Origin of the sequence: Rathayibacter sp. VKM Ac-2803 (assembly GCF_009807175.1) — a bacterium.
GTDB lineage: Bacteria > Actinomycetota > Actinomycetes > Actinomycetales > Microbacteriaceae > Rathayibacter.
The window spans coordinates 2,102,277-2,116,370 of sequence record NZ_WUCD01000001.1; the positions used below are offsets into that span (position 1 = coordinate 2,102,277).

The window sequence follows — 14,094 nt, forward strand, 5'->3', positions numbered from 1 at the left end:
GATCCTTTTCTCATGCCTGGGTGCATGGGGGAGGGATACCGCCCGTATTTTGAGAACTACACAGTGGACGCGAGCATCTTAGATCCGTCACCCTTGCAGGTGTCGGGTCGACAAGATTCGTATGGCGCGGCTTTCGGGCTGCGGTCATGCAAATCATTGGATCTGCAACTTTTCGAGTTGTAGTTTCTTAACTCATGTGATTAGCAAGTTCATAAGAGCAAACGGTGAATGCCTTGGCATCTGGAGCCGAAGAAGGACGTCGTAATCTGCGATAAGCCTCGGGGAGCTGATAAACGAGCTGTGATCCGAGGATTTCCGAATGGGGAAACCCCGCCAGGCCCCTTGTGGTGACCTGGTGACTCCCGCCTGAATATATAGGGCGGGTAGAGGGAACGTGGGGAAGTGAAACATCTCAGTACCCACAGGAAGAGAAAACAACAGTGATTCCGTTAGTAGTGGCGAGCGAACGCGGAAGAGGCTAAACCGAGCCATGTGTGATACCCGGCAGGGGTTGCATGGTCGGGGTTGTGGGACTTTTCGTCGTGTTCTGCCGAGCACGGAACGTTACAGCGCATCATAGACGAACAGGTTTGAATGCCTGGCCAGAGCGGGTGCGAGCCCCGTAGTCGAAATGGTGTTATGGCGTGAAGAGTATCCCAAGTAGCACGGGGCCCGAGAAATCCCGTGTGAATCCGTCAGGACCACCTGATAAGCCTAAATACTCCCAGATGACCGATAGCGGACAAGTACCGTGAGGGAAAGGTGAAAAGTACCCCGGGAGGGGAGTGAAATAGTACCTGAAACCGTTTGCTTACAAACCGTCGGAGCCTCCTTGTTGGGGTGACGGCGTGCCTTTTGAAGAATGAGCCTGCGAGTTAGTGCTCTGTGGCGAGGTTAACCCGAGTGGGGCAGCCGTAGCGAAAGCGAGTCCGAATAGGGCGATTCAGTCGCAGGGTCTAGACCCGAAGCGAAGTGATCTATCCATGGCCAGGTTGAAGCGACGGTAAGACGTCGTGGAGGACCGAACCCACTTCAGTTGAAAATGGAGGGGATGAGCTGTGGATAGGGGTGAAAGGCCAATCAAACTTCGTGATAGCTGGTTCTCTCCGAAATGCATTTAGGTGCAGCGTTGCGTGTTTCTTGCTGGAGGTAGAGCTACTGGATGGCCGATGGGGCCCAAAAGCTTACTGACGTCAGCCAAACTCCGAATGCCGGTAAGTGAGAGCGCAGCAGTGAGACTGTGGGGGATAAGCTTCATAGTCGAGAGGGAAACAACCCAGACCACCAACTAAGGTCCCTAAGCGCGTGCTAAGTGGGAAAGGATGTGGAGTTGCACAGACAACCAGGAGGTTGGCTTAGAAGCAGCCACCCTTGAAAGAGTGCGTAATAGCTCACTGGTCAAGTGATTCCGCGCCGACAATGTAACGGGGCTCAAGCACGCCACCGAAGTTGTGGCATTGACATTAATGGTAGGCCTTCGTGGTCCAGCCGTGTTGATGGGTAGGAGAGCGTCGTGTGGCGAGTGAAGCGGCGGTGTGAACCAGCCGTGGACGCCACACGAGTGAGAATGCAGGCATGAGTAGCGAAAGACGGGTGAGAAACCCGTCCTCCGGAAGACCAAGGGTTCCAGGGTCAAGCTAATCTTCCCTGGGTAAGTCGGGACCTAAGGCGAGGCCGACAGGCGTAGTCGATGGACAACGGGTTGATATTCCCGTACCGGCGAAGAACCGCCCAAGACAATCCAGTAGTGCTAAGTATCTGAATCCCTTTGATGGATCCCTTCGGGGTGAAGCGTTGGGCCTAGCGTACGACCCCATGCTGGTGCGTTTAGCGTATTAACAGGTGTGACGCAGGAAGGTAGCCGAGCCGGGCGATGGTTGTCCCGGTCTAAGGATGTAGGGCGAACGATAGGCAAATCCGTCGTTCACATAGCCTGAGATCTGATGGGTGGACGCAAGTCGAAATCGGTGATCCTATGCTGCCAAGAAAAGCATCGACGCGAGGTTCTAGCCGCCCGTACCCCAAACCGACTCAGGTGGTCAGGTAGAGAATACTAAGGAGATCGAGAGAATCGTGGTTAAGGAACTCGGCAAAATGCCCCCGTAACTTCGGGAGAAGGGGGGCCTGAGGCGTGAACGGACTTGCTCCGGGAGCGTTCGATGGCCGCAGAGACCAGTGGGAAGCGACTGTTTACTAAAAACACAGGTCCGTGCTAAGTCGCAAGACGATGTATACGGACTGACGCCTGCCCGGTGCTGGAAGGTTAAGAGGAACGGTTAGCCGCAAGGCGAAGCTGAGAATTTAAGCCCCAGTAAACGGCGGTGGTAACTATAACCATCCTAAGGTAGCGAAATTCCTTGTCGGGTAAGTTCCGACCTGCACGAATGGCGTAACGACTTCCCAGCTGTCTCAACCGCGAACTCGGCGAAATTGCATTACGAGTAAAGATGCTCGTTACGCGCAGCAGGACGGAAAGACCCCGTGACCTTTACTATAGTTTGGTATTGGTGTTCGGTGTGGCTTGTGTAGGATAGGTGGGAGACGTTGAAGCGGGCACGCCAGTGTTCGTGGAGTCATTGTTGAAATACCACTCTGGTCACTCTGGATATCTAACTTCGAGCCCTGATCGGGTTCAGGGACAGTGCCTGATGGGTAGTTTAACTGGGGCGGTTGCCTCCTAAAGAGTAACGGAGGCGCCCAAAGGTTCCCTCAACCTGGTTGGCAATCAGGTGGCGAGTGTAAGTGCACAAGGGAGCTTGACTGTGAGACTGACAAGTCGAGCAGGGACGAAAGTCGGGACTAGTGATCCGGCAGTGGCTTGTGGAAGCGCTGTCGCTCAACGGATAAAAGGTACCTCGGGGATAACAGGCTGATCTTGCCCAAGAGTCCATATCGACGGCATGGTTTGGCACCTCGATGTCGGCTCGTCGCATCCTGGGGCTGGAGTAGGTCCCAAGGGTTGGGCTGTTCGCCCATTAAAGCGGTACGCGAGCTGGGTTTAGAACGTCGTGAGACAGTTCGGTCCCTATCCGCTGCGCGCGCAGGAAATTTGAGAAGATCTATCCCTAGTACGAGAGGACCGGGATGGACGAACCTCTGGTGTGTCAGTTGTTCCGCCAGGAGCACCGCTGATTAGCTACGTTCGGAACGGATAACCGCTGAAAGCATCTAAGCGGGAAGCCGGCTTCGAGATGAGATTTCCATCCCTTCGGGGGAGAGGCTCCCAGCCAGACGACTGGGTTGATAGGCCGGATGTGGAAGACAGGACTAAAGACTGTCGGAGCTGACCGGTACTAATAAGCCGATAACTTGATAATCACTACACTCATACCGTTGTAAAGGCTGGTAGGAGTGGTCAGAGATTGCTTGCGTCCACTTTGTGGTTCCCAGAATACGGGCACCCCTGCACTGCAAGGTGCGGAACACAACTGAATACACGCATGACGTGTAACCCAAAGATTTGACCATCCGCTCACTGAGCGGGTCGGTCGCCAGGGTTACGGCGGCCATAGCGAGAGGGAAACGCCCGGTCACATTCCGAACCCGGAAGCTAAGACTCTCAGCGCCGATGGTACTGCAGGGGGGACCCTGTGGGAGAGTAGGACACCGCCGGACACCATTCACGATGGCCACCCAGAAATGGGTGGCCATCGCTGTTTAACCAGTCAGATCGACGGACGGCCGACGCGCTCGATGACGAGTGCGAGAGGCTGGAGACGTCGCAACCGCGGCGTTCGGGAATGAGGATCGATGAGCGACGAGCGCGAGACCACGGAACCGGCGATCGACGGCATGGTCGATCGTCTCGAGCTCATCGAGGATCAGCCATTGGTCACACGCGCTGCTGCCTATGGAGAACTGCACGAGCAGCTCCGCGCCCGCCTCGAGGGCAGTGACCCGAGGCGATGACCGATCTCGATGACGCGCGTCTCGACACCGCTCTCGCTGAGCGCGGGATAGCGAGGTCGAGGACGCATGCGGCCCGACTGATCGCGGACGGCCTCGTCACGGTCGACGGTTCCCCTGCCCTCAAGGCGTCCCTCCGGGTGCGCGCTGAGCAGGAGGTCGCTGTCGCCGGGCTCGACCACTACGTCAGTCGAGCGGCTCACAAGCTGCTCGGCGCGCTCGAGAGCTTCCCCACCGTCCGGGTGGCCGGCGCGAACGCGCTCGACGTCGGGGCCTCGACCGGTGGGTTCTCGCAGGTTCTCCTGGAGCGGGGCGCCGCCTCCGTCATCGCGCTCGACGTCGGTCACGCGCAGCTCGCTCCGCGGATCCGCTCGGACGACCGCGTGCATGTGGTCGAGGGCTTCAACGCTCGCGATCTGACGGCCGACTCCCTCGCCGCCGCCTCCGGAACGGCCGTGCCGCCGGATCTGGTGGTCTCGGACGTCTCGTTCATCTCCCTGACGATGGTCCTGCCGGCGATCGTCTCCTCCGTCGCCCCGGACGCCGACTTCGTCGTGCTGATCAAGCCGCAGTTCGAAGTGGGGCGGACCGGGATCAAGGAGGGCATCGTCCGCGATCCCGAGCTGCGACGCGAAGCGCTGTCGGATGTGCTCTGGTCGGCCTGGGACACGGGACTGGGCGTCGTCGGGCTGGCCGCGTCGCCGCTGCTGGGAAGCGCTGGGAATCACGAGTATCTCGCGCACCTCCACCGCGACCGCGGAACGATTCCGACAGAATGGAGGGACGCGGTCACCGCGCTCACCACCGGATGACGCGACCGTGTCCGCCGCCGTCGACCTCTCCCGGTCGACCAGTACCGAAGGACACCCTCTCGATGCAGTCCCCTCCTGACGAGCGCCACATCCTCGTCGTCGCCCACACCGGTCGGGCGGACTCCCTCGAAGCGGCGGTGCTCGTCGTGCGACGACTCCGGGACTCCGGAGCGCATCCGGTCCTCTGCGGAGGTGACAAGGACGACATCGTCGCCGCGTCTCCCGACCTGTCGGACGTCGCCGTGCTGGGAGTCGACGTCCAGCTCGCGTCGGTCGAGCTCGTCTTCGTCCTCGGCGGTGACGGGACGATCCTGCGTGCCGCGGAGATCGCCCGCTCCGGTACCGCTCCACTGCTGGGGGTGAACCTCGGCCACGTCGGATTCCTCGCCGAGAGCGAGCGCGACGATCTCGACGACGCCGTCGCCCGGGCGCTCGACGGCGACTACCGGGTCGAGGAGCGGCTCGCCCTGCAGGTCAGGGTGAAGATCGACGACGTCGTCGTCTACGAGACCTGGGCGCTCAACGAGGCGACCGTCGAGAAGGGCAGCCGCGAGCGGATGCTCGAGGTGATGGTCGGCGTCGACGGCCGGCCGCTCTCGAGCTTCGGCTGCGACGGGATCGTCGTGTCGACTCCGACGGGCTCGACCGCCTACGCGTTCTCCGGCGGCGGCCCCGTGGTGTGGCCCACGCTCGAGGCGATGCTCCTCGTGCCGCTCAGCGCGCACGCCCTCTTCGCTCGTCCGCTCGTCGTCGGACCGGACTCCAGCCTCGCGGTCGAGGTGAAGGAGCGCACCGATGGCGTCGGCGTGCTCTGGGCCGACGGCCGGCGGACGTACGAGCTCCCGCCGGGCGCTCGCGTCGTCTTCCGACGGTCGCCCGAGCCCGTGCGCTTCGCCCGCCTGCACGACGCGCCGTTCACGGATCGCCTCGTCCACAAGTTCGGTCTCCCCATCCGCGGATGGCGGGGGTCGGCCGAGACGGAGTAGCCCATGCTCGAAGAGCTGCAGATCCGCGATCTCGGCGTCATCGCCGAGGCCACCCTCCCGCTCGGTCCCGGCTTCACGGCCGTGACCGGCGAGACCGGTGCGGGCAAGACGATGGTCGTGACGGCGCTCGGCCTCGTGCTCGGCGCACGCTCGGACGCCTCGGCCGTCCGGGCGGGAAGCGCTCAGGCCTGGGTCTCCGGCCGCTGGCTCGTACCCGAGGACGGTGCCGTCGCCGACCGCGTGCGCGACGCCGGAGGCGACCTCGACGGACCGGAGCTGCTGCTGGCGCGATCCGTATCGGCGGAGGGCCGCGGCCGGGCCGTGGTCGGCGGCCGGAGCGCTCCCGTCAGTGTGCTGAGCGAGCTCGCGGACCAGCTCGTCGTGGTGCACGGGCAGTCCGACCAGATCAGGCTCCGCTCGGCGGCTGCTCAGCGCGACGCTCTCGACCGCTTCGGCGGCCCGGAGCTGGCGGGGGCGCTCCGCGACTACGCGAGCGCCTTCGAGCGCTGGCGCGCCAACCGCGAGGAACTGGACGAGCTGACGACGGCGCGCGAGGCGCGCGCCCGGGAGGCGGAGCGCCTCCGGAACGCCCTGGCCGAGATCGAGGTCGTCGCCCCGCAGCGCGGCGAGGACGCGGAGCTCGCGGCCCAATCGGAGCGCCTCGGCAGCATCGAGCAGCTGAGACTCTCGGCCGGCGAGGCCCGCGAGGCGATCTCGTCGGAGGAGCTCGACGGCCGCGACGCGGTCGGACTGCTCGACGCCGCCCGCCGGGTGCTCGAGCGCGCCGCCGAACACGATGCCGCCCTGCTCCCCGTGGTCCAGACGCTCGACGAGGCCTCCGTCCTTCTCGTCGACGCCGCGGGCAGCCTCTCGTCCTACCTGGCCGAGCTCGACCTCGACGGGGCGCACGACCTCGAGCTGATCGAGAACCGGCGGGCCGAGCTCTCGGCGCTGGCGCGCACGTACGGCCCGACGCTCGACGACGTGCTCGCCCTGGTCGACTCCTCCGGTCTGCGCCTGCTCGAGCTCGACGGCGACGACGAGCGGATCGCCGCACTCGAGTCGGACACCGCCGCCGACGCGGATCTCGTGGAGCGCCTCGCCGATCGGGTGACCGAGCTGCGCACGGCCGCGGCGCTCGAGCTGGGGGAGCGGGTGAGCGACGAGCTGACCGCGCTCGCGATGGCCGACGCGCACCTCCGCGTGCAGGTGACCAGCGCGAACGAGCCCACCGTGCACGGCCGCGACGTGGTCGAGATGCTGCTGCAGCCGCACAGCGGAGCGACCCCCCGACCGCTCGCGCGCGGCGCCTCGGGCGGCGAGCTCTCGCGCGTGATGCTCGCCATCGAGGTCGTCGTCGCGGCGAACGATCGGGTGCCGACGTTCGTCTTCGACGAGGTCGACGCCGGAGTGGGCGGTGCCGCGGCGATCGAGATCGGGCGGCGGCTCGCGCGCCTCGCCGAGACGTCGCAGGTCATCGTGGTCACCCACCTCGCCCAGGTCGCGGCGTTCGCGACCAATCACCTCCGGGTCGAGAAGGGCTCGGACGGCTCCGTCACCTCGAGCGCGGTGACGCAGCTGGCGGCCGAGGAGCGGGTGTCCGAGATGGCCCGGCTGCTCTCCGGGCTGACCGACTCCGAGAACGCCCTCGCCCACGCCAGGGAGCTGCTCGAGACGAGCCGGCGGCGCTGATTCGGAGGCGGCCGGCGACCGGCTCGCGATTCGCTGTTAGGGTGGAAGCCCGTGGTGTACATTTCGAACTCGGGCCCTTCCTCTTCTTCTCGTGACGTCTCCGAGACCTCTCGAGCCGGTTCCTCCGGGCCCGGCGCGAAGGTCACGAAGCACATCTTCGTCACCGGCGGCGTCGTCTCGTCGCTCGGCAAGGGGCTCACGGCCGCCAGCCTCGGCAACCTGCTCACCGCTCGCGGACTCCGCGTGGTCATGCAGAAGCTCGACCCGTACCTCAATGTGGATCCCGGGACGATGAACCCGTTCCAGCACGGCGAGGTCTTCGTGACCGACGACGGCGCCGAGACCGACCTCGACATCGGCCACTACGAGCGGTTCCTGGACATCAACCTCAACCAGGCGGCGAACGTCACGACCGGGCAGATCTACTCCCGTGTCATCGCGCGCGAGCGGGCCGGCGAGTACCTCGGCGACACCGTGCAGGTCATCCCGCACATCACCGACGAGATCAAGCGCCGCATGCGCCTCCAGGCTGAGGACGACCCCCAGCCCGACGTGATCATCACCGAGATCGGCGGCACCGTCGGCGACATCGAGAGCCAGCCGTTCATCGAGTCGGCACGCCAGGTGCGCCACGAGCTCGGTCGCCGCAACGTGTTCTTCGTGCACGTCTCGCTCGTGCCGTTCATGGGCGCGTCCGGCGAGCAGAAGACCAAGCCGACGCAGCACTCGGTCGCCGCCCTGCGCTCGATCGGCATCCAGCCCGACGCCCTCGTGCTGCGCAGCGACCGCCCCGTCTCGGAGTCGAACAAGCGCAAGATCGCGCTGATGTGCGATGTCGACGAGCAGGCCGTCGTGAACGCGAAGGACGTCGCCTCCATCTACGAGATCCCCGAGATGCTCAACGAGCAGGGCCTCGACTCCTACATCATCGACCAGCTCGGACTGCCGGCCGGCGAGGTCGTCTGGGACGGCTGGAAGAAGCTGCTCGAGGCCGTGCACGAACCCAAGCACGAGGTGACCATCGGCCTGGTCGGCAAGTACATCGACCTGCCCGACGCCTACCTCTCGGTGACCGAGGCGCTGCGGGCCGGAGGCTTCGCCCAGCAGACGAAGGTCGCCATCCGCTGGATCGCCTCGGACGGACTCGAGGACCCGGAGACGGCGGCGAAGGCACTGTCGGAGGTCGACGGCATCTGCGTCCCCGGCGGATTCGGCATCCGCGGCATCGAGGGCAAGCTCGGCGCGCTGCGGTTCGCCCGCGAGAACGGCGTCCCCACCCTGGGTCTGTGCCTCGGGCTGCAGTGCATGGTGATCGAGTACGCGCGCCACGAGGCGGGCCTCGAGGGCGCCTCCTCGTCGGAGTTCGACCCGGGCACCGAGTTCCCCGTCATCGCGACGATGGCGGAGCAGGTCGAGATCCTCGCCGCCGGCGACATGGGCGGCACGATGCGGCTCGGCCTGTACACGGCCGCTCTCGCCGAGGGCTCGATCGTCGCCGAGGTCTACGGCGCCCCGGAGGCGGCCGAGCGCCACCGCCACCGCTACGAGGTCAACAACCGCTACCGCGACCGCATCGCCGAGGCCGGGCTCTGGTTCTCGGGCACGTCGCCCGACGGGAGCCTCGTCGAGTACGTCGAGCTGCCGCGCGACAAGCACCCCTACTACGTCGGCACGCAGGCGCACCCGGAGCTGCGCTCGCGCCCCAACAACGCGCACCCGCTCTTCACCGGTCTCGTCACGGCGGCGCTCGAGCGCCAGGAGTCGTCGCGCCTGTTCCCGGCGTCGGAGGCCGGCGCCGATGAGTGAACCGCTGGTCGACGAGCTCGTCGAGCCCGAGATCCTCACCAGCGAGCGCGTCTTCGACGGGATGGTCTGGGGAGTCCGCGCCGAGACGTTCCGCTACGGTGACGGCGAGCTGCGCCGCGAGTTCCTCGATCACACCGGCGCGGTGGCCGTCCTCGCGTTGGACGACGAGGACCGCGTCGCGCTGATCAAGCAGTACCGCCACCCGGTCAGGGCGCGCGAGTGGGAGATCCCCGCGGGGCTCCTCGACATCGAGGGCGAGGACGCCCTCCTCGCCGCGCAGCGCGAGCTGGCCGAGGAGACGGATCTGCAGGCCTCGCGCTGGGACCTGCTGGCGGAGTTCGCGACCTCGCCCGGCGGGAGCGACGAGGCGATCCGCATCTACCTGGCGCGCGACCTCTCGGCCACCGACTCCGTCTTCGAGCGCGAGGCGGAGGAGGCCGACATGGAGCTGCGCTGGGTCGACCTGGACGAGGCGGTCGACGCCGTGCTGGCGCGCCGGGTGCAGAACCCGTCGCTGACGATCGCCGTCCTCGCCGCCCACGCCTTCCGCGCCCGCGGCTGGGCCGGACTCGGCGACGCCTCCTCGCCGTGGACGCGGCACCCGCGCGCCCGCCGGGGGTGACCCCCCGGGCCACGGCCGACGCCTACCTCCGGCAGTCGAGCGTCGAGCGCGGGCTGTCGGCCCACACGATCGCCGCCTACCGCCGCGACCTCGAGCTCTACCTGGGCTGGCTCGGGGAGCAGGGGGTCGAGGATCTGGCGACGCTGCGCCGCGCGGATGTCGGCGCCTTCGCCTCCTGGCTCGCCGCGCGGACCGACAGGCCGCTCGCGGCATCGTCGCGGGCACGGATCCTCTCGAGCGTGCGCGGGCTGCACCGGTTCGCGCTCGAGGAGGGGCTCGTCGCCGACGACGTGGCCCACGACGTCGTGCCGCCCAAGCTCCCGATGACGCTTCCGAAGGCGATCACGGTCGAGCAGATGGCGACGCTGCTCGAAGCGGCGCGCGGCGAGGAGCTCGCCGACCTGCGCGACCGGGCGCTGCTGGAGCTCCTCTACGCCACGGGCGCCCGCATCTCGGAGGCCGTCGATCTGAACGTCGACGATGTGTTCGACGCCGAGGTGGTGCGACTGACCGGCAAGGGCTCGAAGCAGCGCATGGTGCCGCTCGGCCGGTACGCGCGGGAGGCCGTCGACGACTACCTCGTGCGCGCGCGACCCGAGCTGTCGCGGCGCGGCCACGCGACTCCGGCGCTCTTCCTCGGGGTGCGGGGGAGCCGGCTCTCGCGCCAGAGCGCGTGGCTCGTGATCCGCGCGGTCGCCGAGAAGGCCGGGCTCGACCGCGAGATCTCGCCGCACACCTTCCGGCACTCGTTCGCCACGCACCTGCTCGCGGGCGGCGCCGATGTGCGCGTGGTGCAGGAGCTGCTGGGGCACGCCTCCGTCGCGACGACGCAGATCTACACGCTGGTGACGGCGGACTCCCTGCGCGACGTGTACACGACGGCGCACCCGCGGGCGCGGCGCTGAGGGCTGCTCGACCAGCATGCAGAGCGGCGGCCGCCGGCGCGGGCAGTGGCAGGACAGCGCGGGCGGGGCTCGGCGGGGCGGGCAGGGGAGCGGCAGGGGCGCCGGTACACTCGATCCAGGCCGCGCGGGAGCGCACGCCGACACGGAAGCGAGGCGACGCAGGTGACACGCAACACGGACGACAGGACCGAGCTCACCGGTCTCGAAGCTCCGACGCTCGGCCCGACCGGCCGCCCCCTGCGCGACTTCCCGCTGCCGGTCGAGCTCACCGGTCACGGGCCCGCGCGCATCATCTCGCTCTGCAACCAGAAGGGCGGCGTCGGCAAGACCACGACGACCATCAACCTGGGCGCGACGCTGGCGGAGTACGGCCGCCGTGTGCTGGCGATCGACTTCGACCCCCAGGGCGCGCTGTCCGCCGGCCTCGGAGTGGCGACCTACGACGCGATCACGATCTACGACCTCCTCCTCGGCACGGTGAAGGACCCGGCCGAGGCGATCCAGTCGACGAACGTGCCCGGGCTCGACATCATCCCGGCCAACATCGACCTGTCGGCGGCCGAGGTGCACCTCGTCAACGAGGTCGCGCGCGAGCAGATCCTCGCCCGCGTGCTGCGCAAGGTCAGCGCCGACTACGACGTCATCCTGATCGACTGCCAGCCGTCGCTCGGCCTGCTCACCGTGAACGCGCTCACCGCGAGCCACGGCGTGCTCATCCCGCTCGAGTGCGAGTTCTTCGCCCTGCGCGGGGTGGCGCTGCTGGTCGAGACGATCGACAAGGTGCGCGACCGCCTCAATCCGGTGATCGAGCTGGACGGCATCCTGCCGACGATGTACGACTCGCGGACCCTGCACTCGCGCGAGGTCCTCGACCGGGTCGTGCACGCGTTCGGCGACAGCGTCCTCGAGACCGTCATCGGACGCACGGTCAAGTTCCCGGACGCGAGCGTCTCGGGTGTTCCGATCACGCAGTTCGCGCCGGAGCACAACGCCGCCAAGGCGTACCGCAAGCTCGCCAGGGAGCTGATCTCGCGTGGCGCGGTCGCCTGAGGTCGTCCTCGAGGCGCCGGAGACGCCCAGCGGGTTCCGGGTCGCGCTGACCAACTTCGAGGGCCCCTTCGACCTGCTCCTGAGCCTGATCGCGAAGCAGCAGGTCGACATCACCGAGATCGCGCTGAGCGCGGTGACCGACGAGTTCCTGTCGTACCTGCACGGCATCGACACGCTCGAGGGCCTCGATCGCGCGTCGGAGTTCCTGGTGGTCGCCGCGACCCTCCTCGACCTCAAGATCGCCGGACTGCTGCCGCAGGGCGAGCTCGTCGACGCGGAGGACGCGGCCCTGCTCGAGGCGCGCGACCTGCTCTTCGCCCGCCTGCTGCAGTACCGCGCGTTCAAGCAGGTCTCGGCGTGGTTCGCCGGTCGGATCGAGATCGAGACGACCCGGCACGTGCGCCAGGTGCCGCTCGAGGAGGAGTTCCGCGCGAAGAAGCCGGAGCTGGTCTGGACGCTCTCGGCCGAGGACTTCGCGGCCCTCGCCGCCTTCGCGCTCGCCCCGCGGGAGATCCCGACGGTCGGGCTCGACCACCTGCACGCGCCGCTGATCAGCATCCGCGAGCAGGCCGCCCACCTCGTCCGGATGCTCCGCGAGCGCACGACCGCGACGTTCCGCGAGCTCATCGCGGACGCGGGGGAGAAGGGCGTGATCGTGGCGCGCTTCATCGCCGTGCTCGAGCTCTACCGGCATGCGGCCATCGCCTTCGAGCAGCCCGAGCCGCTCGGCGAGCTCACGCTGCAGTGGGTCGCCGAGTCGTGGTCGGATGCCAACCTCGCCCACCTGGGGGCCGACTATGACGGCTGAGACCGCCGCCTCCGTGGAGACTTCTGCGGCTGGACCGACCGACGCCTCCGTCGGGACCGTGGCGTTCGAGATCGACCGGGCGATCGAGGCGATCCTCATGGTCGCCGACGAACCGCAGTCGCTCGTCGCGCTCGCGACCGCGCTGTCGCGGCCGATCGCCGTGGTGCGCCAGTCGATCGAGCGGCTCGCCGCCGACTTCGACGGCGAGGGCGGCGGCGTCCGGCGCGGCTTCGAGCTGCGCGAGGTCGGCGGCGGCTGGCGCGTCTACGTCCGCCGCGAGTACGACTCGGTCGTCTCGGACTTCGTGCTCACCCAGAACCCGACGAAGCTGTCGCAGGCGGCGCTCGAGACCCTCGCGGTGATCGCCTACAAGCAGCCCATCTCGCGCGGGCAGGTCGCACAGATCCGCGCGGTCAACGTCGACTCCGTGGCCCGCACCCTCCTCGGTCGCGGACTCATCGCCGAGGTCGGCAACGACCCGGAGACGGGCGCGATCCTCTACGGAACCACCGAGCAGCTGCTCGTGCACCTCGGCCTCACGTCGCTCGATGAGCTGCCGAAGATCTCACCACTTCTGAGCGACGGACGGGACGGATTCGATGGGCAGCACGCCTAGCACTGAGGGCGAACGACTGCAGAAGGTCCTCGCCGCGGCGGGGGTCGCCTCCCGCCGCGTCGTCGAGGACATGATCGTCGCCCGGCGGATCCGCGTGAACGGCGAGGTGGCGGACGAGCTCGGCCGCCGCATCGACCCCGCGACCGATCTCATCGAGGTCGACGGAGTCGCGGTGCAGCTCGACACGTCGCGCCGCTACGTGATGCTGAACAAGCCGGTCGGAGTCGTCAGCTCGCTGGCGGACGAGAACGGCCGCCCCGACCTGCGGACCTACACGCAGAACTTCGAGGAGCGGCTGTTCAACGTCGGCCGCCTCGACGCCGAGACCTCCGGGCTCCTGGTGCTCACCAACGACGGCGAGCTGGCGCACGTGCTCGCGCATCCGTCGTTCGGAGTGACCAAGACCTACATCGCGAAGGTGCACGGCCAGGTGCTGCCGCAGACGATCGTCGCGCTGACGGCGGGGATCGAGCTGGACGACGGGCCGGTCGTCGCCGACAAGGCGCGACTGCTCGGCCGGCCGGAGGGGCGCTCGAACGCCTCGCTCGTCGAGATCACCCTGCACTCGGGGCGCAACCGCGTCGTCCGGCGCATGATGGCCGAGGTGGGGCACCCGGTCATCGAGCTGGTGCGACGCCAGTTCGGACCGTTGCACCTCGGCACGCTGCGCTCGGGAGACCTGCGCGACCTCACCCGCGACGAGCTGGGCGCGCTGCTTACCATCTCGCGGCAGGGCGGTGAGACGCCCGAGCCCGCTCGTCGCTCGACGCTAGGGGCGGAGATTCCGGAGCCGGCCGAGCGCGGTCGACGCTCCTCCCCAGGAGCTCGGACTCCGGACGCGTCCCCCCGCCGCACCGGTCGCGACAAGCAGCGACGGGCTGATCGGTAGGC

The 14,094-nt window shown here is 67.2% G+C and carries 11 protein-coding genes and 2 rRNA genes; all 13 read left to right on the forward strand.

The genetic code is table 11. The features are described from left to right. Positions 1 to 201 precede the first annotated feature (201 nt). The 13 genes from GRS96_RS09775 to GRS96_RS09830 all read left to right on the forward strand — a co-directional run bounded on the left by GRS96_RS09775 (position 202) and on the right by GRS96_RS09830 (position 14,092). Positions 202 to 3,317 (forward strand): 23S ribosomal RNA (locus GRS96_RS09775). 181 nt (positions 3,318 to 3,498) lie between these two features. Beyond that, positions 3,499 to 3,615, forward strand: a 5S ribosomal RNA gene (gene rrf, locus GRS96_RS09780). 135 nt (positions 3,616 to 3,750) lie between these two features. Beyond that, a complete protein-coding gene (locus GRS96_RS20485) occupies positions 3,751 to 3,909 on the forward strand; it encodes a hypothetical protein (RefSeq protein WP_204162069.1) in 159 nt (52 codons plus the stop codon). Continuing rightward, entirely contained in the window at positions 3,906 to 4,718 is an 813-nt protein-coding gene (locus tag GRS96_RS09785) for a TlyA family RNA methyltransferase (RefSeq protein ID WP_159856989.1), read from the forward strand. Before GRS96_RS20485 ends, GRS96_RS09785 begins: the two co-directional genes overlap by 4 nt. Positions 4,719 to 4,780: 62 nt before the next feature. Beyond that, positions 4,781 to 5,704 (forward strand): NAD kinase, encoded by a 924-nt coding sequence (locus tag GRS96_RS09790; protein WP_159988372.1) that lies wholly within the window; start codon positions 4,781 to 4,783, stop codon positions 5,702 to 5,704. A 3-nt stretch (positions 5,705 to 5,707) separates the two neighbouring features. Further along, positions 5,708 to 7,396, forward strand: a complete 1,689-nt coding sequence (gene recN, locus GRS96_RS09795; RefSeq protein ID WP_159988373.1) for a DNA repair protein RecN — start codon at positions 5,708 to 5,710, stop codon at positions 7,394 to 7,396. Between the two features lie 153 nt (positions 7,397 to 7,549). Beyond that, on the forward strand, positions 7,550 to 9,202 hold the full coding sequence (locus tag GRS96_RS09800; RefSeq protein ID WP_235022028.1) for a CTP synthase: 1,653 nt from the start codon (positions 7,550 to 7,552) through the stop codon (positions 9,200 to 9,202). After that, the gene (locus GRS96_RS09805; RefSeq protein ID WP_159988374.1) at positions 9,195 to 9,824 is read left to right on the forward strand and encodes an NUDIX domain-containing protein; all 630 of its coding nucleotides are present in this window, start codon (positions 9,195 to 9,197) and stop codon (positions 9,822 to 9,824) included. Before GRS96_RS09800 ends, GRS96_RS09805 begins: the two co-directional genes overlap by 8 nt. Then, the gene (xerD, locus tag GRS96_RS09810; RefSeq protein ID WP_204162070.1) at positions 9,791 to 10,729 is read left to right on the forward strand and encodes a site-specific tyrosine recombinase XerD; all 939 of its coding nucleotides are present in this window, start codon (positions 9,791 to 9,793) and stop codon (positions 10,727 to 10,729) included. Before GRS96_RS09805 ends, xerD begins: the two co-directional genes overlap by 34 nt. A gap of 162 nt (positions 10,730 to 10,891) precedes the next feature. Continuing rightward, the gene (locus GRS96_RS09815) at positions 10,892 to 11,779 is read left to right on the forward strand and encodes a ParA family protein (protein ID WP_159856999.1); all 888 of its coding nucleotides are present in this window, start codon (positions 10,892 to 10,894) and stop codon (positions 11,777 to 11,779) included. After that, positions 11,763 to 12,587: a segregation and condensation protein A gene (locus tag GRS96_RS09820; RefSeq protein ID WP_159857001.1), complete on the forward strand. Its 825-nt coding sequence runs from the start codon at positions 11,763 to 11,765 to the stop codon at positions 12,585 to 12,587. Before GRS96_RS09815 ends, GRS96_RS09820 begins: the two co-directional genes overlap by 17 nt. Then, entirely contained in the window at positions 12,577 to 13,203 is a 627-nt protein-coding gene (gene scpB / locus GRS96_RS09825) for an SMC-Scp complex subunit ScpB (protein WP_159857003.1), read from the forward strand. The genes GRS96_RS09820 and scpB overlap by 11 nt, the downstream gene beginning before the upstream one ends. After that, complete coding sequence (locus tag GRS96_RS09830) at positions 13,187 to 14,092, forward strand: pseudouridine synthase (RefSeq protein WP_159988375.1); 906 nt, start codon at positions 13,187 to 13,189, stop codon at positions 14,090 to 14,092. The genes scpB and GRS96_RS09830 overlap by 17 nt, the downstream gene beginning before the upstream one ends. The last annotated feature ends 2 nt before the right edge of the window (positions 14,093 to 14,094 follow it).